The organism is Rouxiella badensis, from assembly GCF_002093665.1.
In the GTDB taxonomy this organism is placed as follows: domain Bacteria; phylum Pseudomonadota; class Gammaproteobacteria; order Enterobacterales; family Enterobacteriaceae; genus Rouxiella; species Rouxiella badensis.
This window is the reverse complement of sequence record NZ_MRWE01000002.1, coordinates 186,877-208,545: the sequence shown is the minus strand read 5'-3', so window position 1 is coordinate 208,545 and position 21,669 is coordinate 186,877. Positions and strand designations below refer to the sequence as shown.

General features: G+C 56.3%; 16 protein-coding genes. 7 read left to right on the top strand and 9 right to left on the bottom strand.

The window, feature by feature from the left end; all coding sequences use genetic code 11:
* Positions 1 to 161: 161 nt before the first annotated feature.
* Positions 162 to 1,679 (bottom strand): dGTPase, encoded by a 1,518-nt coding sequence (gene dgt, locus BS640_RS02180; RefSeq protein WP_017489998.1) that lies wholly within the window; start codon positions 1,677 to 1,679, stop codon positions 162 to 164.
* A 177-nt stretch (positions 1,680 to 1,856) separates the two neighbouring features.
* Between dgt and mtnN the strand changes: the two genes are divergently transcribed.
* Complete coding sequence (gene mtnN / locus BS640_RS02175; RefSeq protein WP_017489997.1) at positions 1,857 to 2,555, top strand: 5'-methylthioadenosine/S-adenosylhomocysteine nucleosidase; 699 nt, start codon at positions 1,857 to 1,859, stop codon at positions 2,553 to 2,555.
* 9 nt (positions 2,556 to 2,564) lie between these two features.
* Entirely contained in the window at positions 2,565 to 3,368 is an 804-nt protein-coding gene (gene btuF / locus BS640_RS02170) for a vitamin B12 ABC transporter substrate-binding protein BtuF (protein WP_017489996.1), read from the top strand.
* Between the two features lie 62 nt (positions 3,369 to 3,430).
* Here btuF and erpA read toward each other — a convergent pair whose 3' ends face one another.
* Together erpA and clcA are read right to left on the bottom strand one after the other, a co-directional pair.
* Positions 3,431 to 3,808, bottom strand: coding sequence for an iron-sulfur cluster insertion protein ErpA (erpA, locus tag BS640_RS02165; RefSeq protein ID WP_017489995.1), 378 nt, complete (start codon positions 3,806 to 3,808; stop codon positions 3,431 to 3,433).
* Positions 3,809 to 3,941: 133 nt separating this feature from the next.
* The gene (clcA, locus tag BS640_RS02160) at positions 3,942 to 5,387 is read right to left on the bottom strand and encodes a H(+)/Cl(-) exchange transporter ClcA (protein ID WP_084911778.1); all 1,446 of its coding nucleotides are present in this window, start codon (positions 5,385 to 5,387) and stop codon (positions 3,942 to 3,944) included.
* A 239-nt stretch (positions 5,388 to 5,626) separates the two neighbouring features.
* On the opposite strand from clcA, the gene hemL reads away from it, so the two are divergent.
* A complete protein-coding gene (hemL, locus tag BS640_RS02155) occupies positions 5,627 to 6,907 on the top strand; it encodes a glutamate-1-semialdehyde 2,1-aminomutase (RefSeq protein ID WP_084911748.1) in 1,281 nt (426 codons plus the stop codon).
* Between the two features lie 91 nt (positions 6,908 to 6,998).
* Here hemL and fhuB read toward each other — a convergent pair whose 3' ends face one another.
* From fhuB to hrpB, 6 genes are all read right to left on the bottom strand, one after another.
* The gene (fhuB, locus tag BS640_RS02150; protein WP_017489992.1) at positions 6,999 to 8,987 is read right to left on the bottom strand and encodes a Fe(3+)-hydroxamate ABC transporter permease FhuB; all 1,989 of its coding nucleotides are present in this window, start codon (positions 8,985 to 8,987) and stop codon (positions 6,999 to 7,001) included.
* A complete protein-coding gene (gene fhuD, locus BS640_RS02145; RefSeq protein WP_084911746.1) occupies positions 8,984 to 9,895 on the bottom strand; it encodes a Fe(3+)-hydroxamate ABC transporter substrate-binding protein FhuD in 912 nt (303 codons plus the stop codon). The genes fhuB and fhuD overlap by 4 nt, the downstream gene beginning before the upstream one ends.
* Before the next feature lie 134 nt (positions 9,896 to 10,029).
* Positions 10,030 to 10,842 carry a Fe3+-hydroxamate ABC transporter ATP-binding protein FhuC gene (gene fhuC / locus BS640_RS02140; protein WP_017489990.1) on the bottom strand — a complete coding sequence of 271 codons (813 nt, stop codon included), beginning with the start codon at positions 10,840 to 10,842 and terminating at the stop codon, positions 10,030 to 10,032.
* A 72-nt stretch (positions 10,843 to 10,914) separates the two neighbouring features.
* Positions 10,915 to 13,137 carry a ferrichrome porin FhuA gene (fhuA, locus tag BS640_RS02135; protein WP_017489989.1) on the bottom strand — a complete coding sequence of 741 codons (2,223 nt, stop codon included), beginning with the start codon at positions 13,135 to 13,137 and terminating at the stop codon, positions 10,915 to 10,917.
* Between the two features lie 288 nt (positions 13,138 to 13,425).
* Positions 13,426 to 16,059: a bifunctional glycosyl transferase/transpeptidase gene (gene mrcB / locus BS640_RS02130; RefSeq protein WP_084911744.1), complete on the bottom strand. Its 2,634-nt coding sequence runs from the start codon at positions 16,057 to 16,059 to the stop codon at positions 13,426 to 13,428.
* A gap of 153 nt (positions 16,060 to 16,212) precedes the next feature.
* A complete protein-coding gene (gene hrpB, locus BS640_RS02125; protein ID WP_084911742.1) occupies positions 16,213 to 18,651 on the bottom strand; it encodes an ATP-dependent helicase HrpB in 2,439 nt (812 codons plus the stop codon).
* Positions 18,652 to 18,789: 138 nt separating this feature from the next.
* Between hrpB and thpR the strand changes: the two genes are divergently transcribed.
* From thpR to gluQRS, 4 genes are all read left to right on the top strand, one after another.
* Complete coding sequence (gene thpR / locus BS640_RS02120) at positions 18,790 to 19,332, top strand: RNA 2',3'-cyclic phosphodiesterase (protein WP_017489986.1); 543 nt, start codon at positions 18,790 to 18,792, stop codon at positions 19,330 to 19,332.
* Positions 19,333 to 19,348: 16 nt separating this feature from the next.
* On the top strand, positions 19,349 to 20,062 hold the full coding sequence (gene sfsA, locus BS640_RS02115) for a DNA/RNA nuclease SfsA (RefSeq protein WP_017489985.1): 714 nt from the start codon (positions 19,349 to 19,351) through the stop codon (positions 20,060 to 20,062).
* 203 nt (positions 20,063 to 20,265) lie between these two features.
* Positions 20,266 to 20,721, top strand: coding sequence for an RNA polymerase-binding protein DksA (gene dksA / locus BS640_RS02105; protein ID WP_017489984.1), 456 nt, complete (start codon positions 20,266 to 20,268; stop codon positions 20,719 to 20,721).
* 49 nt (positions 20,722 to 20,770) lie between these two features.
* Complete coding sequence (gene gluQRS / locus BS640_RS02100; protein ID WP_017489983.1) at positions 20,771 to 21,652, top strand: tRNA glutamyl-Q(34) synthetase GluQRS; 882 nt, start codon at positions 20,771 to 20,773, stop codon at positions 21,650 to 21,652.
* The last annotated feature ends 17 nt before the right edge of the window (positions 21,653 to 21,669 follow it).

Genomic DNA, 21,669 nt, shown 5'->3' with positions numbered 1-21,669 from the left:
TTTGCCAGGTAGTCGTTACTGAGATTTTATTAATAACCCGAAGTTCATCTTCGTCGATCTGACAATAGTAAAAAAATATTGTCGATATTTACAAAAGCCTACTTTTTAACCAAGGGATTGCTCGAAATAATTTCACTTAAATCGGCTAATATCCCCGCGAATTATTCGGCTGCCATCAGTCGGCGATATTCATCGTAGGCGTAGAGGTCCGTCATGCCGCTGATATAATCTTGGATCATTCGCGCGCGGAAATAATATTCGCTCACCTGTCGCTGCGCCTCGGAGGCGTCGGCTAATTTCGCGATGGCTTCGCTGTAGGCCAGACGATGCTTGGAAGAAAGCTTATGAAACAGCCTAGTTTCAATAAGATAGTCGCGATGCGTGTCCTCTTCCACCAGTTGGGTAAACTCGGCCAACGGCATATCCAGCAGCGGACTGTAAATATCCAATAGCCCGCTAATGACTCGATAACCCTGCAACTCAAGTTCCTCCACTTCATAGTGGTTGAAAACATGCTTACGCGCCACGCTTTTATATATTTCCAGCAGCCGGTTAGACTGGCTGTCATCTTCAAGTAAAGCCTGATTGAAGGTTCCTGAATATATTGACGATAAATTACTTATAAATCGCTTCGCAGCATGCGGGACCAACTGCTTCACCGTCTGCACCCGCAGCTCCATAAAGAAGTAATCCACCGGATTGCGGAACGTTTTGGCGCGATCCATTTTCTGATAGGCGGTATCGACCACGCTTTCGAACAGATCGCCCGGCTGTTGGTCTTTCCACTCGCGCTTAAGGTGCTGATAAAGCTGCTCGACGGTGAAGATATCCTTCTCGACGGCGTCCTCAAGGTCAGCGATACAGTAGGAAATATCGTCGGCCGCTTCCATGATGTAGGTCAGTGGGTAACGATGAAATTCACCGAGATCCAGCTCATCGCGCAGACGGCGAATGAACGGCTCTTCGGAAAGATAGAATCCAGGTTTCTTCATCAGGTAGCTGAATTCGTCGAGAGGTTTACCCGACCAATAGGCGGGCCGGGTGTACTTGAGGATGCAGGCGCTCTGGCTGTAGGTAAGATTGAGTTTTAGCAGCGCAAACACCAGGCGGATAGCCTGCGCGTTGCCGTCAAAATGGCAGAGATCGACGCGCACCTTTTTACGCAAGGTGTCCAGCTCGGCGTCTTGCCCATCGAGGCACAGAAAACCGGGGCGGCAGCTTTCGAACGCCGCCCCCCCGCTCTCGATGCTGGCGGTATCCATGCGTTTCGCGAACCAGTTATTGATAGCGGATTCGCCAAAATGACCGAACGGCGGATTGCCGATATCGTGCATCAGACAGGCCATTTCGACCACGCTTTCAAAGGGATCGGTGGACTCCGTAAGGCCAAGGCTCTCGATACGCCCCGCTTTACGCAGACGATGCAGCACCTCTTTGGCGATGTGTCGCCCCACCTGCTGCACCTCCATCGAGTGCGTCAGGCGACTGCGCACCGCGGCGTTTTTCTCGAGCGGGAAAACCTGAGTCTTCTGCTGCAGACGCCGAATGGCGGCGGAGTTGATGATCCGTCCGCGATCGCTTTCAAACTGGCGGATCACATCGTATTCATCACCGGCTTCTATCGGTGGACTAAAAGGACGTTGGAAGTTGAATTTCGTTTTAAAATCGATCCCAGACATGATTTCCTACCTTATCAGTCACTTCTTCCGTTAATCCTGAGCCTTGTTGCAGGCAGTAAACGCATTATTTCTTGCCTTTAGCCATGATAGACTATGCCGCATTCATCGAGGCCGTGTCCAACATGCCCTGCATCTGAATGATGATGGGGAAATTTTTATCATCTGCGAGTATTCACTATGAAAGTAGGCATCATTGGCGCAATGGAACAAGAAGTTACCCTTCTGCGCGACAAAATCGAAAACCGTCAAACCCTGCAACGTGCTGGCTGCGAAATCTATACCGGACAGCTGAACGGCGTAGACGTGGCGCTGCTGAAATCTGGCATTGGCAAGGTCTCGGCAGCTATGGGGACCACCCTGCTGCTGGAACACTGCAAGCCCGACGTGGTCATCAATACGGGTTCCGCCGGTGGCCTCGCCAAGACGCTGAAAGTGGGCGACATTGTGGTTTCCGAAGAGGTTCGCTATCACGACGCCGACGTCACCGCTTTTGGTTACGAGCCGGGCCAGATGGCAGGTTGCCCTCCGTCTTTTGTGGCTGATGCCAAACTGATCAAACTGGCCGAAGAATGCCTCACCGGTCTGAAACTGAACGCTGTGCGCGGGCTGGTTTGCAGTGGCGATGCCTTCATCAACGGCGCAGAACCGCTGGCGCGCATTCGCAATACCTTCCCAAACGTGGCAGCCGTAGAAATGGAAGCCGCTGCCGTAGGCCACGTGTGCCACCTGTTCGGTACACCGTTCGTAGTCGTGCGCGCCATCTCCGACGTCGCCGACAGCGAATCACACCTGAGCTTTGAAGAGTTCCTGGTGGTCGCCGCCGAGCAGTCAACCCTGATGGTTGACGCCATGCTGAAAGCGCTGGCTGCGGAGTAATCCAGCCTCGTGCTTAGGCTTCTCCTGCTTATCGCGCTGTGGCTGCCGTTGGCGGCGACGGCGCAGGTTGCCGAGCGCGTGGTCAGCCTCGCGCCCAACTTGACCGAGCTGGCCTATGCCGCCGGACTCGGCGATAAGCTGGTGGGCGTCAGCGCCTATTCCGATTTCCCCCCTGCAGCACAGAAGATAGAGCAAGTTGCCAACTGGCAAGGGATTAACGTCGAACGCATTCTAAGGCTAAAACCCGATCTGGTGCTGGCGTGGCGAGGCGGGAATCCGCAGCGGCCGCTGGATCAACTGGCTTCGCTGGGCGTCAAAGTCGTCTATCTGGATCCGCAAAGCGTGGAGCAAGTCGCCGACGCGCTGGACAAGCTTGCAGACTATAGCCGCGAGCCTGAAAACGGCCATGCAGCGGCCCGTCAGATGCGGCAACGGCTACAGCAATTGAAGGCGCAACATCCTGAGCACGCTGCTGTGCCGGTGTTTATCCAGTTCTCTACTCAGCCACTTTTTACCAGTTCAGGTCATACCCTACAGAGTCAGATTGTCAGCCTGTGCGGCGCAGAAAATATCTTTGCCGATAGCCCCGCGCCCTGGCCGCAGGTCAGCCGCGAGCAGGTACTGAGTCGCGCGCCAAAGGCGATAATTTTCCCCGGTACCGCGCAGCAGCAGGCCGAAATCAATCATTTTTGGCAAGGTCAGCTGCAGGTGCCGCTTCTCGCGGTTAACGCCGACTGGTTCAACCGCGCGGGTCCCCGCATCCTGCTTGCCGCGCAGCAGCTGTGTTCGGAGATTGACGCACTCAAGCGTTGAGCCATAAAAAAAGCCCCGTGCAAATGCACAGGGCTTTTCAATTCTTTCTCACCGCAGCAGCATCAGATGCTGAAGGATGAACCACAACCGCAGGTGGTTTTAGCGTTCGGGTTAGTCACCACGAAGCGCGAACCTTCCAGCCCTTCGGTATAATCCACTTCGCCGCCGACCAGATATTGCAGGCTCATTGGGTCAACGACCAGCGCAACGCCGGATTTCTCGATGGTCATATCACCGTCATTGACTTTGTCGTCAAAGGTGAAGCCATATTGGAAACCGCTGCAACCGCCGCCGGTGATGTATACACGCAGCTTCAGCTCAGGGTTTTCTTCATCGGCCACCAGATTCTTGACCTTACGGGCTGCAGCGTCAGTAAACTGCAACGGCAGCGCCATCGGTGGTTCGTCTACGGTTGGCTCACTTAAAATGGGTTCACTCATGTTTTCACTCCCAATCCGAATTCTGTTCAGGCCGCCGGATTGACTGTCTGAATAATGAACTGATTATCTTATACATGTATCTCAGATTCAAGTATGAGCCGTTTTCGTCACGCCGTCCCGCTAATTTTTGCGGTTATTTTTGTGAAACCGTGCTCTCACTGCTCTGCGACGCCGTACGTGCGGCCTGCTCAGCCTGCTCGCGTTCCTGCTTCTGTAAAGTGCGGGTTAACAAAGCAGAATACAAGGGTTTACCGCCAAGAAACTGCGCCAGCAGCGTTGCGCCAAGACAGGTAATAATCATGGGCAGGATCAGCTGATAATTTTCAGTCATCTCGAGCACCAGAACGATACCGGTCAGCGGTGCACGTACCGTCGCCGCAAACAGAGCCCCCATGCCCGCAATCGCAAAGGTACCGGGTTGAATGCCGTATTCTGGGAACATCGCCGCCGCGGCCATGCCAAATGCGGTACCGAGCAAGGTGCCGAGCGCCAGCATCGGCGCAAAAATACCGCCGGGTGCACCCGAAGAGAAGCACAGCAGGGTCGTCACGACGCGAGCAATGAAAATAAACAGCAGCGCGCCGAGCGAATAAGTCCCCGCAGCGGCCAGGGGGATCAGGCCAAAGCCACCGCCCGCCGCCTCAGGTTTGATGAGCCCCAGCAGGCCACACATGCCGCCAAGCAAACCGCCAATCAGCAGGATAGTCGGCAAACGCCCTCCGTGCAGGCGGGCAAACAGGTCCTGCATACGGAAAATCAGCGCGTTAAAAAGGACGCCGACGATACCAAACACCATCCCCAGCACCAGATAAAGCCAGAAGGTTTGCAGCGAGACATTCGCAAGCACGCCGACGTTAATCACCGCCCTCTCGCCGTTAAATAACCGATAAACGATGCTCGACATGATAACGCCGATAAACACCGCTTTAACCGAAATCAGGCTATAGCGAAACTGCAGGCGCATCTCTTCGATAATAAACAGGATCCCGGCGAGCGGTGCGTTGAAGGCGGCGGAAAGCCCGGCCGCTGCGCCGGTGGCCAACAGCGTGTGCCTCGCTTCGGCGCTGCGCATGCGGAAAATGTCCGCCAGCATTTTGCCGAGGTTAGCGCCCATCTGCACCGTTGGCCCTTCTCGCCCAAGCACCATGCCTGCGCCGAGCGTGCCCATGCCTCCCACAAACTTCACCGGAATCACTCGCCACCAGCGAACCGGTCGCAGTTCTTCCAGCGCCCCCTCAATCTCGGGAATGCCCGACCCGCTGGCCTCCGGCGCGAAACGCCGCACCAAATAGTAGCCGACCATTGCCAGCAGCGCCGAGACGATAAAGGTCAATGGCCAAAGCAACCAGACGTGTCCGCTGACCGTGCCAAGCCCGGAGAGCCTGACGTGCTGCACCCAATCGACGGCCTTTTCGAAGGCCACGCCGAGCAGGCCCGCGACGATACCCACCAGTGCCGCGACGATAAGGATAGCCACCGGCGTCTTGTCGCGACGCAAAAACTGACGCAGAACTTCGCTAGGGCGTCTGCGGGTCGGAAGGCCAGCTGCGGCGGGCCTCGGGTCTAAAGATTCGCTCATGGTGCTCTTTTCAGTGATTGGCAAAAGGATTCGGGGTAAAGATTTAATCATACAAATCATGATTTGAAGATGCATAATATCTTTCTTAACCGAATTGCTCACCTGCAAACATTTCATAACGACGCCATGTTCTCTAGAATAGAGCCTATCGCAAGGTCGCCCGCGAAGCGGCTTTTTCACATGACTAATTTTGCTCGTACAGCCCGTATCTGGCTGCACAAAAATCCAGGAGCCTCTCAATGAGTAAGTCAGAAAGTCTATTTACCCAAGCACAAACGCTGATCCCCGGGGGCGTGAACTCGCCGGTGCGCGCGTTTAACGGCGTGGGCGGTGTTCCACTGTTCATCGAACGCGCTGACGGTGCATTTTTATATGACGCGGACGGTAAGGCTTATATCGACTACGTGGGCTCATGGGGTCCGATGGTGCTGGGTCATAACAATGCCACTATCCGCGATGCGGTTATCGAAGCGGCGCAGCGCGGCCTAAGCTTCGGCGCGCCGACCGAGATGGAAGTCAAAATGGCCAGTCTGGTCACTGAACTGGTGCCAAGCATGGACATGGTTCGCATGGTGAACTCCGGTACTGAGGCCACCATGAGCGCTATTCGTCTGGCACGCGGTTTCACCCATCGTGACAAAATCATCAAGTTTGAAGGCTGCTATCATGGTCACGCTGACTGCCTGCTGGTAAAAGCCGGTTCTGGCGCACTCACGCTAGGCCAGCCGAACTCACCGGGCGTGCCTGCTGACTTCGCCAAGCACACGCTGACCTGTACCTATAACGATTTGGATTCTGTCCGTGCGGTGTTTGAACAATATCCGGACGACGTGGCCTGTATCATCGTTGAACCGGTCGCAGGCAACATGAACTGCGTGCCGCCACTGCCTGAGTTCCTGCCCGGCCTGCGTGCCCTGTGTGACGAGTTTGGCGCACTGCTTATCATCGATGAAGTGATGACCGGCTTCCGCGTGGCGCTGGGCGGCGCTCAGGAATACTACGGCGTGAAGCCTGACCTGACCTGCCTGGGTAAAATCATCGGCGGCGGTATGCCGGTGGGCGCGTTCGGCGGTCGTCATGAAGTCATGCAGGCGCTGGCACCGACCGGCCCGGTTTATCAGGCAGGTACGCTGTCCGGTAACCCTATCGCCATGGCAGCCGGTCTGGCCTGTCTGACCGAGGTTTCTCAGCCTGGCGTTCACCAGAAACTGACCGAGCTGACCACTCAGCTTGCCGAAGGCCTGAAGGCGGCGGCGGCGGCCGAAAATATTCCGTTTGTGGTTAACCACGTCGGCGGCATGTTTGGCCTGTTCTTCACCGAGCTGGAGGCCGTCACTTCTTATCAGGACGTGATGCAGTCAAACGTTGAGCGTTTCAAAAAGTTCTTCCACCTGATGCTGGAAGAAGGCGTTTATCTGGCACCGTCAGCGTTTGAAGCTGGCTTTATGTCTCTGGCTCACAGCCAGGAAAACATTCAGCACACTCTGGATGCAGCACGCCGCAGCTTCGCTAAACTTTAATTACTTTTACGCTTAGCATTCAGGGCCGGCAAGGGATTAATACCCTGCCGGCCCTGATTTTTTTCTGATTACGCGCTGAGTTAATGCTGATTTATGACGCCTGTTTACGCAGCAGATAGATAAAGTATGGCGCGCCGATAAAGGTCGCCAGCAGCCCGGCCGGGATCTGGTTCGGGAAGAAAATCATTCGTCCACACCAGTCTGCCAGCACCATCAGCAACCCACCCAACACGCTGGCCACCATCCATTGAGCCATTGCCCGCCTGAAGCCGAGCATGCGCGCCATGTGCGGAGCCATCAGCCCAATAAAGCTCAACGGCCCTACCGATAACGTCGCCAGTGCGGTCATGACCGCCGCCAATGCCAGCAGCGCCATGCGGGTGGGCACCAACGCCACCCCCATCGAACGCCCCGTCACACCGCCGAGCGGCAAGATGCTCATCCAGCGGCGACACAGCGGCACCAGCAGCAGCAACATCACAGTAATGATGCCCGTGCGCCACGCCTGTTCTGCCGTCACCGCATAGGTCGAGCCAGATATCCACGACAGCAGGTCACCCATGCGCGGATCGCCGCTGGCCAACAGCAGGACCAGAACAGTGTTGAAGGCGGTGCTTAACGCCACGCCGGTCAGCAGCATGCGCTCCGGTGAGAACTGACGAAATCCCGAGATAAGCATGATAACCAGCAGCGTCAATCCGGCCCCGAGGCTCCCCGCCGGGAGTAACCATGCAAAGGCATCGCCAGGCACCAGAAACAGCATTATCACCACGCCAAACGCGGCACCGGAGCTAATCCCCAAGACTTCCGGGCTGGCCATCGGGTTACCGGTCAGCTTCTGGATTATCACCCCGGAAGACGCCAGCATTGCCCCCGCTGCCAGTGCAGCAAAGATGCGCGGCCCACGCCACGGCAGCAGCAGATCGAGCGGATGTCCCATCGACCAGTGCCAGCCCTGTGCGTTGCGCCCAAAGCAGAATGCCACCACAAGACCTGCCAGCATTAGCCCGGCCGCCAGCACCATCCAGCGCAGCAGATGTTGACGTTCTTTGGGAATGTGGTCGCCCTGATTCATCGGTGGCGGCACGGCGTGGGTGCGCAGACGCGGCAGCAGCCACAGTAGAATAGGCGCGCCAACCAGCGCCGTTGCTGCGCCGGTCGAGACCTCAAACCAGACGCCGGACAGCCACATGACGATTTGGTCGGTAAGCCACAGCAGCAAGGCACCCAGCAGCGGAGCCAGAATCAACCGCGATTTCAGGCGACGCGCGCCGAGAATTTTTGCCAGCAGCGGCGCAAAAAGGCCAATAAAGCCGATAATTCCCACCGCATTGACCAACTGGGCACTGAGCAAAATGGCCAATCCGAGCACTGCCAGCCGCGCCGCCGACAGCCCTAACCCCAGATTACGGGCAACGCCGTCGTCCAGCCCCAAAAGCGTCATTGGGCGTTGCAGCACAAATGCCAGCAGCCAGACCCCCACCACGCGCGGCAGCAGGAAACCCGCCGTGCTCCAGTCCTGCTGGTTAAGCGAACCGGTGCTCCACAGGTACAGGCTTTGCAGCTGCTGATAGTTAAATAACCCCAACAAACTGCTCACCGCGCCGCAGTAAAGGCCAACCACCAGACCCGCGAGGATAAGCGTGACCGGAGACATTCTTTTGCCCCAGGCAATGCCAAACACCAGCCCGCCAACCACAATCGCTCCGGCCATCGCCGCGAACTGCTGAGTCACTTCACCACCGGGCAAGCTCCACAACGTCGCGACCGTCAGCCCAAGCTGCGCTCCGGCAGAGACGCCGAGCGTCGAGGGTTCGGCGAGCGGATTACGCAACACCTGCTGAAACAGCAGGCCCGCCAGCCCGAGACCGGCTCCGGCCAACAGCGCCACCGCAGAGCGCGGCAATAGGCTGTAATGAAACAGCATCTGACCCACATTATCGATATTTGGCTGCCACAGCGCCTCGCGCCACTGGGCGAAGGGCAGCTGTTGATACAGGTTATAAAGACTAAGCAAAGCACAGACAAAGGTGAGCGAAATTAACAGGACCAGCGTCTGGCTAACGGAACGGCGGTTCATACGGGCTTCCCAAGAGTTGCCGATAAAATATGGCAAAAACGCATGGCGCAAAGCGTAGCACCATAGAACCAGACGGCGGGCACAACGCTGAGCTGGTTTTGACGGACAAACGGCAGCGACTGCCACAGCGGGGTTTTCGCCACTTCGGCCAGTATGCCTTCGCTGCCGTGGTCAAAGCACAGGGCACGAGCGTTGTTAATCGACGCCAGTCGCTCGATACCAACGGTCACGCTGCCCCAGTAGTTACGCTCACCGTTCCAGGCGTTGGTCAGTCCCACGTCGCTCATCACCTCCTGCAACAGACTGCCTTCACCAAAGATAAGCACATGGCGTTTATCAAGAAACGAGAACAACAGCACCGGCCGTTCGGCGGCTGATTTCAGGCTCTCGCGAGTCTGCGTCAGCACCTGCTGATACTGCGCCAGATGTCGTTCGGCCCGGTCCTGCAAACCGAGAAAATCGGCCAGTTTATTCAGCGAATGAATGGCCTGTTGCAGCGGATGCCCCGAACCATCGTTGGCCGTGACGCTTAGCACCGGGCCAATTAACTCGAGCTGGCTGGCCTTCGGACCATAGCCCTGAGAAATCACCAACAGCGACGGATTCATCTGTTGCATCAATTCCATATTGGGCGCGGTGCGCTGCCCTATCTCAATGACAGACGGCGCAAGCTGCGGCTCTTTCACCCATAGGCCGTAGTTATGGATATCCGCGACGCCCATCGGCATAACGCCGAGTGCAATCAGCAGTTCGACAGGCAGCCACTCGAGAGCAATGATACGGTCGAGGTCGGTATGACCTTTTGACGAATTCGGGGAGGCGCTCAACGCAGGAAAAGCGAACATCAGCGGAGCCAGCGCCATCGCCTGTAACAGTCGACGGCGGGATAAGTTATTAAAATCAATCATTCCTGACCAATCCGCACATTAATTGGAGTTGCAACAAGATTGCAAGTGAATGAAACCCGATGCGCTTACTCATGTATGCGATTCGGGTAAGTGAGCGCAGAAAGCGCCGCTGCGGCTTCAAGTAAGAAGCGGATTCAGTAGACAAAACTGACCGGTGCTCCGCCTGCGGGATGAGGCAGCGTTCCCATCGGAATGCCGTAAACTTTTTCCAGCACGTCCCCCTGCATCATCTCGATCGGGCTGCCCTCGGCAATCATCTCTCCGCCGCGCAACGCCATCAGGCGATCGCAATAGCGTGCGGCCATATTGATATCGTGCAATACGGCGATGACGGTGAGGCCTTTTTGGTGACTAAGGCGTTGAATTAATGCCAGTACTTCAACCTGATGAGCGATATCCAGTGCGGAGGTAGGTTCGTCGAGCAGCAGGCAGCGGCTATCCTGTGCCACCATCATCGCCAGCCAGGCGCGCTGACGTTCCCCGCCAGAGAGACTGTCAACCAGACGTTGGGCAAAAGGCTTAAGCCCGACCAGTTCGATGGCCTCGTCGACCTTCTCTCTGTCCTGCAAACGAAAACGCCCCAAAGCGCCGTGCCACGGGTAGCGGCCGATAGCCACCAGCTCTTGCACCGTCATGCCTTCTGCGGCGGGAAGCTGCTGCGGGAGGTACGCCACCTGACGGGCAAAGGCCTTGCTTTCCCACCGTTCGACCGGTTTTTCATTCAACAGCACCTGCCCGGAGGTGGCAGGCTGGTGTCGGCCCAGCATCTTAAGCAGTGTAGATTTACCGGAACCGTTGTGGCCTATCAGCCCGCAGACTTTCCCCTGCGGAAAGGTTAGAGAAAGCGGTGACAGCAAGGTGCGTCCCGGTACGGTGAAACTTACGCGATCGAGGCGATAAACGCTGTCGGTAAGCCCCTGTGGTGGTTCTACATTGGCAGTTTTCATTTGTGGCCTATCGTTACGTTAACCGGGCACGGCATTGGCCTGTACCCGGCTATGTTTTACGAAGAAAACCCGTTAGAAGCGGAAGGTGGCCGTCGCGACGATTTGACGGTCAGATCCCCAGTAGCAGGCATAGTCGCGATAACAGCTGGCAACGTACTCGCGGTTAAACAGGTTGTTGACATTGACACCGACGGAGGAGCCCGGCAGGCCAAAACGTCCCAGATCGTATTTCACCAGTGCATCAACGAGTGCATAGCTCGCCACGTTGAAAGGTTTATTGGTGTTATCGCCAGTGGTGTAGAAACTGGACGTCGAGCCAACGTAACGGACACCGGAACCCACCGTAAGACCGCTAAGCGCAGACTCATGGAAGGTATAATCGGCCCACAGTGACGCCATGTTGCGCGGCACTTCAACCGGACGCTGACCCTGATATTCCGAATCGTGGGTGTATTTCGCGTCGGTGAAGGTGTAAGACGCGGTGACGTTAACGTTGGCATTAACGGCCGCCTTGGCCTCCAGCTCGACGCCGCGAGAACGGATCACGCCAGACTGTACGCTGAAACCTAGGTTTACAGGGTCAGCAGTCAGGTTATTGTCTTTTGTCAGCTGATAGACCGCGGCGGTCAGGCTGATTGGACGGTCATTGGGGATGTATTTTACCCCAGCTTCATACTGCTTGCCGACGGACGGTTTGAACGGCTTGGCATCGGCCGTCGCGCCTGGGGTCGGTTCAAACGACTCACTGTAGCTAAAGTAAGGTGAAATTCCATTGTCAAACAGGTAGTTCAGACCGCCGCGCCAGGTGAATCGGTGATCGGTAATCGCCGCGGTATCGTTGGTGCTACGCGTCAGCGTTGAGGTTTTAGCGATGTCGTAACGAAGCCCTGCGGTCAGGATCCAGTGGTCCCATTCTGCCTGATCCTGCGCATACAGGCCGGTTTGCTCCTGGCGATTCAAAATGTTGTAGGCGTAGTAAAGATTGCTCTTGTCGTTGCCATACTGCGGGGCCAGCATATCCAGGTCAGACGCGGTGCCGTAGTCCGCATCGATGTCATTGCGCATGCGCATGTAATCAACGCCCAACAGCAGCGTATGATCGACAGCGCCGGTGGCAAACTTAGCCTGCGCCTGCGTGTCCACGTCGAAGTTGCTCAGGTTCTCGTTGGACTGCACATAGGCGCGGTTAAGCGTGCCCGGTGCAGTGTAGCCCGTACCATAGAAACCGATGTACTGCGTTTGCAGCTTGGTGTAGCGCAGGTTCTGGCGCACGGTCCAGGTATCGTTGAATTCATGACTGAAGCTGTAGCCCACCATTTTTTGGTTGCGCGACATCTTGTTGACCGCTTCACCGTCGTTGAAATTGGTTGGCAGCTTGTGCGCATTGCCCGCAGCATCGTAATAAGGGACCACGGTCCCCTGGCGCGGCAACCAGCCATAGAAGCCCAGATACGGGTCGTTCTGGAAGTTGCTCAGGAAGGTGAATTCGGTTTTATCATCTGGACGCCAGCTGAACGACGGCGCGATGGAATAGCGTTTTTCTTTCGCCATCTCCTGCTGTGAATCCTGGCTGTGCGCCACGCCGGTCAAACGATAGGACCAAACGCCCGCGTCGTCGATGGCGTCACTGAAGTCGAAACCGGTTTGATAGAGGTTATCGTTGCCCATCTTGAACTGGATTTCGTGCAGCGGCTCGGTAGTTGGACGCTTGCTGACCATGGCAATGACGCCACCCGGATTGCTCTTACCGTATAAAACGGAAGACGGGCCGCGCAGCAGCTCTACGCGCTCCAGCATGTAAGGGTCCATCGCGACTTCAGAGTAGTTGTCCCCCTGTAATTTAATGCCATCCAGATACTGATTAGTATTCACCGAGGTAAAGCCACGAATTTCGACCGCGTCGATGGTGTTTGAGCTACCGCGGCTGGCGAAAACGCCCGGCGCATAGTTCAGCGCCTGTTTGACCGTGGTCGGTTGGCGCGTGTCCATCTCTTCACGGGTCACGACCGAAATAGACTGGGGTGTCTTGACTATTGGCGTATCGGTCTTGGTCCCCGTCGCGCTTTGTTTGGCTACGATAGTGGGCGCAGGTCCCCAGGCAGACTCTTGAACCACGTTCGATGCGCTATCGCCAACCACAGTGATGGTGTCGTTTTTTGACGCATTGGCCGTGGTTTGGGCGGCAGAAGCCTGAAAAGCAAAGCCCGCTAACGCGGCGGCCACGGTTAACGCGAGTTTGTTAGGAATAAAAAGTATTGGGCAGTTTTTCACTGAAGACGTACGCATAAGTGCCATTATTATTCTCTGGAGATGTTTGAATGGGAATAGAAACGATAATTATTATTATAAACATCGCATGATATGCGGAACGGTAAGGAAACTGCAAGGGCATTTACTTTTGGCGGCCTGCGGGCAAATTAAAGCCGTCCCTGCAATGTTTAGGGTCAAGCAAGCAGTTGATACCTGATAAGTAAAGCCGTAAGGGCCGGTCGGAAAAAGAATAAAAAAAAGCGCGATTTTCATCGCGCTTTATAAATCAGGAAGTTGCTGTTAATGACTTGGCCTAAAATAGCCCTGTCAGCCCTATTTTGAGCCGAACATGTCTTTTATCCAGCCTGCAACACCGTTGCTGTCCTTTTGATTGTCCTGAGGCTGCTGCTGTTGCGGCTGACCCTGCGGTTGGCCCTGTTGCTGTTGCTGCTGTTGTTGCTGCAAAAGCTGTTGCTGCTGCTGATAAGCCGCCGCCTGAGAGGCCTGGCACAGCTGCTGAGCATTGTCGGTCCATACAGGAATCACGCGCAACCCGCCGCCGGTCATCACACCGCCGCCGTTGTTACAGATAAAGTTACCGCTGTCATCGATGTTCATCATGCTCACGTCGTCTGGGACCTGCAGGTCCAGCGGCATTGGCGTGATGTTGCCGAGATAACGGCTGTAAAGCTGTAGCGCACCGGTCGCACCCCACAGTTTGGAAGGACCGTTGTTGTCGCGTCCTACCCAGGTAATCGCCACCTGGTTACCGTCAATCCCTGCAAACCAACTGTCGCGCAGTTCGTTGGAAGTACCGGTTTTCGCCGCCAGATGCAGCTTCGGATATTTCACCGCCAGCTGGCGTGAGGTTCCTTCTGCCACCACCTGCTGCATCGCGTACATCGTCAGATAAGCCGCCTCGGAGGGAACAACGCGCTCCGCCTGTGGATAGCTCTGGTACAGCACGGTGCCGTCTTCGGCAATGACCGAGCGAACCGCCGACAATGGCGCCCGGTTACCGCCGCTGGCGATTGTCTGGTATTCCTGAGCCACTTCCATCGGCGTTAGGGCAATCGCACCCAGCAGCATAGATGGCGTCTGGCTCAACGACTCTTTAGGAATACCCAGGTTGATCAGCGTCTTGGTAATGTTGTCCAGTCCGACCGCCATACCGAGGTTCACGGTGGGCACGTTCATCGAACGCGCCAGCGCATCCACCAACAGTACCTGACCACGGAACTGATTATCATCGTTGTGCGGTGACCAGGTCTGGCCGTTCGACAGTTTGATAGACAGCGGTTGGTCGGCAAGTACGGTGTTCAGACGATACTTGTTCGGATCACTCAGCGCGGTCAAATAAGTCGCTGGCTTAGCCAGTGAGCCGACCTGACGACGCGCCTGCATCGCACGGTTGAAGCCGGCGAACTGCGTTTCCGCTCCGCCAACCATCGCACGCACTTCGCCGGTGTAGCGATCAACGATGACCATCGCTGTTTCAATGTCGTTAAAGCCGCTGCGCTTACGCAGAAGAGGAATACCTTCTTCTACCGCTTTCTCTGCGCCGTCCTGAGCGATCGGATCCAGGGTGGTGAAGATCTTCACGCCGGACATCGAGGTAATTTTATCGCCGAGTTTCTGCTGTAGCTCTTGGCGAACCATCTGCATGAACGCCGGCTGTGGTGAAATCACCCCACCTTTCGGCTGCACGCCAAGAGGACGCGCGCTGAGCATGTCATACAGCTCTTTATCGATAATCCCCTGCTCCTGCAGCAAACGCAGCACCAGGTTACGACGTTCGAGCGCTAGCTTCGGATTACGCCACGGGTTATACAGCGAAGCCCCTTTTACCATCCCAACCAGCAGCGCCTGTTGGTCAAGGCTCAGCTCGTCAACCGGACGGCCGAAGTAGTAAAGGCTGGCCAGCGGGAAACCACGAATCTGATCTGAACCGCTTTGGCCCAGATACACTTCGTTGAGGTAAAGCTCAAGGATGCGGTCTTTGCTGTAGCGACCGTCCATCAGGATAGCCATATAGGCTTCGCGCGCCTTACGCCACAGGGTGCGCTGATTGGTCAGGAACAGGTTTTTAACCAGCTGCTGAGTCAGCGTACTGCCGCCCTGTACCGCGTGTCCTGCCGTCAGGTTAGCCACGAACGCACGACCGATAGAATATGGGCTGATGCCGTCATGCTCGTAGAAGTGGCGGTCTTCGGTGGCAATCAGCGTCTGCACCAGCAAATCCGGGAAGCCGGAACGCGGAACAAACAGGCGCTGCTCGCCGTTTGGCGACTGCAACATGGTTATCAGACGCGGATCGAGGCGGAAAATCCCGAAGTCGCGATTGTTGTCCATGTTCTTGATTTCGGCAAGCTGATTGCCTTTGAAAATCAGACGCGCGTTGATCTGACCTTCTTTACCATCTGGGAAGTCAAACGGGCGGCGCAGCAAATCGATATTGCCGCCCTTCACGCTGAATTCGCCCGGACGAGTAATGCGCGTAACCTGACGATACTGCGTCCCTTCCAGCAGGTTAATCATCTCTTTTTCAGTATACGGCGTGCCCGGCTCCAGCGTCACCATGCGGCCATAGACGGCGGCAGGCAGCTGCCAGACTTTGCCGTCGATACGCCCACGAATTTCGGAGTCGAGATAAACGCCCCAGGCGGCCATCAATACCACGAAGATGATAAACAGCTTGATCAGCAGACCAAACCAGCGGCGTTTTTTACGCGGCTTCTTGCCGTTGCCAGCCTTGCCGCCCTTGGCAGTTTTACGGGGAGTCATGCGTGACTCCTGAGGTGCTGCATTTCTACTAACGTCATCATCGTCCTGTTCATCATCGCCCTGATAGCTATAACGGGTCTCTTCTTCGTCGTCACGGCTACGGCGCACGGGGCGCCCGCGCTTGGGCTTAGGGGGTGACGGTTTGCCTTTACGGCCAATCGGCTCGCGATCATCGCCAGACATACTTAATCTCCATCAGACCCGACTTATAAAAAAATGCCGGATGCTATTTACTGCGGTTATTTGAAAAATGTTTTTTAAAATAAGAGCTGTGTCGAAACTGGCGCTTACTCTGTTCCTGGCCTTTCATCCTGCATAGAAGAAAGGTCTGAAAATTCAGCTGTATTTCTTGGTTCTACGCGTGGGTAACGCCTCGGCGGGATTATCCGGCCACGGGTGTTTAGGGTATCGGCCCTTCATCTCTTTTTGAACCTCGCGATAGGAGCCCTGCCAGAAGGCGGCCAAATCACGGGTTATTTGCAAAGGCCGATGTGCTGGGGAAAGCAGTTCTAGCACCACGGCGACGCGGCCTTCGGCCAGCATCGGGCTGCGTTGCTCTCCAAACATCTCCTGTAAACGCACCGACAGCGCCGGTGGCTGGTCGCTATGATAGCGGATTGCCAGCCGACTGCCAGTCGGGACGCTGTAATGGGTGGGTAAATTAGCGTCAAGACGCTGACGTTGATCCCAACTCATCAGGCGCAGCAATGCCTCTGCCAGATCAATCTGCTGTAACGCACGCAGGCTGCGAACGCCGTTGAGCGACGGGAGCAACCACTGCTCGAGGTTATCGAGCAGGCTTGCGTCATCCATCGCTGGCCAGCTGATTTCCGGCAGCCATTTCGCGGCGCACATCAGGCGAATCCTCAGCTGTTCGGCCGCCGTTGACCAGGTCAGCCCCTGAAGCCCCTGCGCTCTCACCCACTCAAGCAGCGCCTGCTGTAGGTCTTCGTCCGCCGGTTTAGCCTGCGGCTGCGCCTTCAACACCAGACGCCCAACCTGCCAGCGTCGCCACGCGCGCAGGGTCCCTTTTTCTTCGTCCCATTCGACGGCGGTCTGCTCTTTAACAATCTTGGGTAGCCGCGCGGCAAGCTGAGAAGCGTCCAGCGTGATGGCCAGCAGAATGCGTGCATCAGGGCTGTTATTGCCCTGCAACAGCTGCGGCGCGACCAACCAGGGAGCGCGGGTTAATGCATCGTCCTGCGCCAGTGAGGCGCCCAAACCGTTCGCGAGTTGATAACGGCCATCGAGCCCGCGTCGCTCGGCGATACGGTCACTGAACGCCGAGGCCAGCAGCCAGGGAGCAAGCGAGGCATCAACCTGTCCGCTGCTGCGCGAAAGTCGCTGACTGAGCTGACGGGCACGACGCTGCCAGTGCGGCTGCGGTCGGCTAAGCCAGTAGTCGATATCCGGCTGCCCCCCACGCGGAGGTTCTTCAATAATGGCGGCCAGCAGCGCCGCGGTGGCGAGCGCGTCAGCCCCCTGGCGCTCGGCCTGCACCAGCATCGCCGCAAGACGCGGTTCGCAGCCAATCTGTGCCATAGAACGCCCGACCGGGGTAAGTTTGCCCTCGTCGTCTATCGCGCCCAGCGAGCTCAGCAGCCGCTGCGCGACCTTGAGCGCGATAGCCGGTGGCGCGTCGAGCCACGTCAGCTGCGAAGCATCCTGACATCCCCACTGCAACAGCTCCAGCCATAGACCGCTTAAATCACTTTGTAGAATTTCCGCTTCGCTTTGCGCAGCGGCACGCTCGGCCTGCTCTTTACTGAACAGGTGCCAGCACAGTCCCGGCTCGAGACGCCCAGCGCGCCCTGCACGCTGAGTCATCGCCGCCTGACTGATGCGTTGCGTGACAAGCCGCGTCAGCCCGCTGCGGGCGTCAAACTGCGCGCTGCGCTCCAGACCGCTGTCGACCACCAGCCGAATGCCTTCAATAGTTAGGCTGGTCTCGGCAATGTTGGTCGCCAGCACCACCTTGCGACGACCGGTCGACGCAGGTTGAATCGCTTTCTGCTGCTGTTCCAGCGAAAGCGCACCGTAAAGCGGACAGAGATCGACGTCGTCGCTCAGCCGTCCGGTCAGGAGATTTTGCGTACGGGTGATTTCCGCCACGCCGGGTAAAAATAGCAGCATCGAGCCACTATTCTCGGCCATGAGACGGCTGACGATACGCGCAACGCCTTCGTCGAGACGCTCATGACTGGCGAGCGGCAGATAATGGCGCTCGACCGGAAAACTGCGGCCTTCAGAGATAATGACCGGCGCGTCAGGCAGCAGCGGCGACAGGCGGGCGTTGTCGAGCGTCGCCGACATAATCAGCAACCGCAAATCTTCACGCAGCCCCTGCTGCACGTCGAGCAGCAGCGCCAGCGCAAGGTCGGCCTGCAAACTGCGTTCATGGAATTCATCGAGAACAACCAGCGAGTAGTCGGCAAGCTCGGGGTCCTGCTGCACCATGCGGGTTAAAATTCCCTCGGTGACCACCTCGAGGCGCGTCTCCGCGCTGGTCTTTGATTCGGCGCGCATGCGGTAGCCGACAGTCTGCCCCGGTTGTTCACCAAGCTGCTGCGCCAGACGATAGGCCACGCTCTTTGCCGCCAGTCTGCGAGGCTCAAGCAGCAAGATTTTTCCTGGAAACAGGCCGGACTTAAGAATCTGCAACGGTAACCAGGTCGACTTACCGGCTCCGGTGGGCGCATGCAATAACACCTGCTGCGCCTGTTGCAGCGCGGCAATAACTTGGTTCAAAACGGCACCGACGGGCAGTAAAGACACAGATTCTCCATTGATGATTCAGTATTCAGGGCCGGCATTGTAATAGAAAAAATTGTCGCAGACCGGGATGAATTGTAGCATTTAGCCTTACTGCCGGTATGTAGCCGCGTTCAGTAACCTTACCCTCAAGGAAAAATCATGTCTGAATCACGCCGCCTTTTTTTCGCCCTTCCTTTGCCGACCAAGCTGCAAAAGCAGGTGATACAGTGGCGCGCCGACAGTTTTGAGGCCGAGGCGGGGCGTCCTGTTGCGGCGGCCAATCTTCATCTGACGCTGGCCTTTCTGGGCGACGTCAGCGACGCTAAGGCCAGGGTGCTGAGCGGGATTGCTTCCCGCATAACGTCACCGACGTTTAGTTTAACGCTTGACGACCTGGGCCACTGGCCGCGCCCGGGCGTTGTCTGGCTAGGCACTCGACGTGCACCGCTTGCGCTCCTGCAACTGGCCTCCCTGCTGCGCTCACACGCTGCGCGCAACGGTTGTTATCAGTCAACGCTGCCGTTTCATCCCCACGTTTCCCTGCTGCGCGGCGCAACGCGTCCGGTGGCATTGCCCGCCTCGACGCCTGAGTGGCAGCTCGATGCTAACGAATTCAGTCTTTACGAGTCCCAGTATCATCAGGGACGCACCCGCTATCAGTGCCTGCAAAGCTGGCCGTTGGTCGCGTCATCCCCTTGCTAATCAGAGAGCCGATTTGATGCAATTCTTTCCGCCGCTTCAACCGGCAACGCTTATCAAACGTTACAAACGTTTTCTCGCCGATGTCGTCACCGCCGATGGGCGCGAACTTACGCTACACTGCGCGAATACGGGTGCCATGACCGGATGCGCAACGCCCGGTGATACCGTCTGGTATTCCACGTCAGATAACCCGAAAAGAAAGTATGCCCACAGTTGGGAATTGTCTGAAACGCAGGACGGGCATTGGATCTGCGTCAACACCCTGCGCGCCAACCAGCTCGTGCGGGAAGCAATTGAGCAACAGCGCATACCCGAATTATCCGGTTACAGTAAACTCGGCGCTGAGGTTCGCTATGGCACAGAGAACAGCCGTATAGATCTGTTATTGCAGGCGGAAAACCGTCCCGAATGCTATATTGAAGTAAAATCTGTCACGCTGCTGCAACAAGGATGTGGTTATTTCCCAGATGCAGTGACGCTGCGTGGTCAGAAACATTTACGCGAACTGCAATCAATGGCGGAACAAGGTAAACGAACGATACTTTTTTTCGCAGTATTGCATTCAGGCATTGAAAGTGTGGCTCCGGCACACCATATTGATCCCCGCTACGCAGAATTATTGACGCAGGTGCAGGAAAACGGTGTCGAAGTGATGTGTTATGGTGCCGAACTCTCTGCTGAGGGAATGCAACTCACAGAGCGGCTACCGTTGGTCATTCCAGGTCGATAGCCTGTTTATTAATCGATGTGTGATGTACCCAAATTGAAGTCGTCAGCAGCCAAAACCGCTGGTCGCGAATACGCTTTCTCTCACAGGCTTGTCAATAGGCTGTGATGAATAATTGCCAACCTCGCCACCTTCTGGTATTTATAGCGGCCTGATTTTTTCCCCCCGTTGGGGATCGATAGTGCGTGTTATGTAGGAGAAGCATCATGCAAGAAGGGAAAACCCGTAAAACCTCGTCCCTGAGCATTCTCGCCATCGCTGGGGTGGAGCCGTATCAAGAGAAGCCAGGCGAAGAGTACATGAACGACGCCCAGCTGGACCACTTCAAAAAGATTCTTGAAGCATGGCGCAATCAGCTCAGGGATGAAGTCGACCGTACCGTTACGCACATGCAGGAAGAAGCAGCAAACTTCCCTGACCCGGCAGACCGTGCCACTCAGGAAGAAGAGTTCAGCCTGGAACTGCGTAACCGCGATCGCGAGCGTAAGCTGATTAAAAAGATCGAGAAAACGTTGAAAAAAGTGGAAGACGAGGATTTCGGTTTCTGTGAATCCTGTGGCGTAGAGATTGGTATCCGCCGTCTTGAAGCACGTCCAACCGCTGACTTGTGCATCGACTGTAAAACACTGGCAGAAATCCGCGAAAAGCAGATGGCCGGCTAAGTTACGGGAACTCACGCGGTGTGTTTTTGCACACCGCGCTCTCCTCGCCATGTCTATCTCATCTCCCTATATCGGTCGTTTCGCTCCTTCGCCTTCAGGCGACCTCCACTTTGGTTCATTGATTGCCGCACTCGGTAGCTATCTGCACGCCCGTTCACAGGGTGGACAATGGCATGTGCGTATCGATGACCTCGACCCACCGCGAGAAGTCCCAGGCAGCGCAAGTCGAATTCTGGCCAAGCTCGAGCAGTACGGGCTAGAGTGGGACGGCGAGGTGGTCTGGCAGTCACAGCGACACGAGGCCTACCGAGAAACGCTGGCATGGCTGCATCAGCAGGGTAAAAGCTATTACTGCACCTGTACGCGCCAACGTATCTCTCAGCTCGGTGGCACCTATGACGGCCACTGCCGTTGTGCAGGTCATGGCCCGGAGAATGCAGCGATTCGTTTGCATCAAACCTTGCCGGTTCAGCGCTTTCACGACGAGCTACAGGGCGAATTTATTGCTGATGCCGGACTGGCAGAAGAAGATTTTATTATCCGCCGCCGCGACGGGCTGTTTGCCTATAATCTGGCGGTGGTGATCGACGACCATTTTCAGGGCGTCAACCATATCGTACGCGGCGCTGACCTGATTGCGCCGACGGTGCGACAACTGTCACTGTATCAGCATTTGGGTCTGCCAGCGCCAGGTTACGTTCATTTACCTTTGGCACTTAATGCCAACGGCGACAAACTCTCCAAGCAAAATCATGCTCCAGCGCTACCCGACGGCGATCCGCGGCCGGTAATTGTGCAAACAATGTTATTTTTAGGGCAATCTGTACCAGAAAGCTGGCAGGATTTAACTTTGCCTTTATTATTACGCTGGGCAGTAACGCATTGGTCGTTGGAAAAAGTTCCACGATTTGCCCGTGTGAGCTATGATTAGCCGCTGTTTTTAAGTTG

Bases quoted from the DNA above. Each gene is read 5' to 3' on its own strand.
- dgt (WP_017489998.1), bottom strand. From the start codon at position 1,679: ATGTCTGGGATCGATTTTAAAACGAAATTCAACTTCCAACGTCCTTTT.
- mtnN (WP_017489997.1), top strand. From the start codon at position 1,857: ATGAAAGTAGGCATCATTGGCGCAATGGAACAAGAAGTTACCCTTCTG.
- erpA (WP_017489995.1), bottom strand. From the start codon at position 3,808: ATGAGTGAACCCATTTTAAGTGAGCCAACCGTAGACGAACCACCGATG.
- clcA (WP_084911778.1), bottom strand. From the start codon at position 5,387: ATGAGCGAATCTTTAGACCCGAGGCCCGCCGCAGCTGGCCTTCCGACC.
- hemL (WP_084911748.1), top strand. From the start codon at position 5,627: ATGAGTAAGTCAGAAAGTCTATTTACCCAAGCACAAACGCTGATCCCC.
- fhuB (WP_017489992.1), bottom strand. From the start codon at position 8,987: ATGAACCGCCGTTCCGTTAGCCAGACGCTGGTCCTGTTAATTTCGCTC.
- fhuD (WP_084911746.1), bottom strand. From the start codon at position 9,895: ATGATTGATTTTAATAACTTATCCCGCCGTCGACTGTTACAGGCGATG.
- fhuC (WP_017489990.1), bottom strand. From the start codon at position 10,842: ATGAAAACTGCCAATGTAGAACCACCACAGGGGCTTACCGACAGCGTT.
- fhuA (WP_017489989.1), bottom strand. From the start codon at position 13,137: ATGGCACTTATGCGTACGTCTTCAGTGAAAAACTGCCCAATACTTTTT.
- mrcB (WP_084911744.1), bottom strand. From the start codon at position 16,059: ATGTCTGGCGATGATCGCGAGCCGATTGGCCGTAAAGGCAAACCGTCA.
- thpR (WP_017489986.1), top strand. From the start codon at position 18,790: ATGTCTGAATCACGCCGCCTTTTTTTCGCCCTTCCTTTGCCGACCAAG.
- sfsA (WP_017489985.1), top strand. From the start codon at position 19,349: ATGCAATTCTTTCCGCCGCTTCAACCGGCAACGCTTATCAAACGTTAC.
- dksA (WP_017489984.1), top strand. From the start codon at position 20,266: ATGCAAGAAGGGAAAACCCGTAAAACCTCGTCCCTGAGCATTCTCGCC.
- gluQRS (WP_017489983.1), top strand. From the start codon at position 20,771: ATGTCTATCTCATCTCCCTATATCGGTCGTTTCGCTCCTTCGCCTTCA.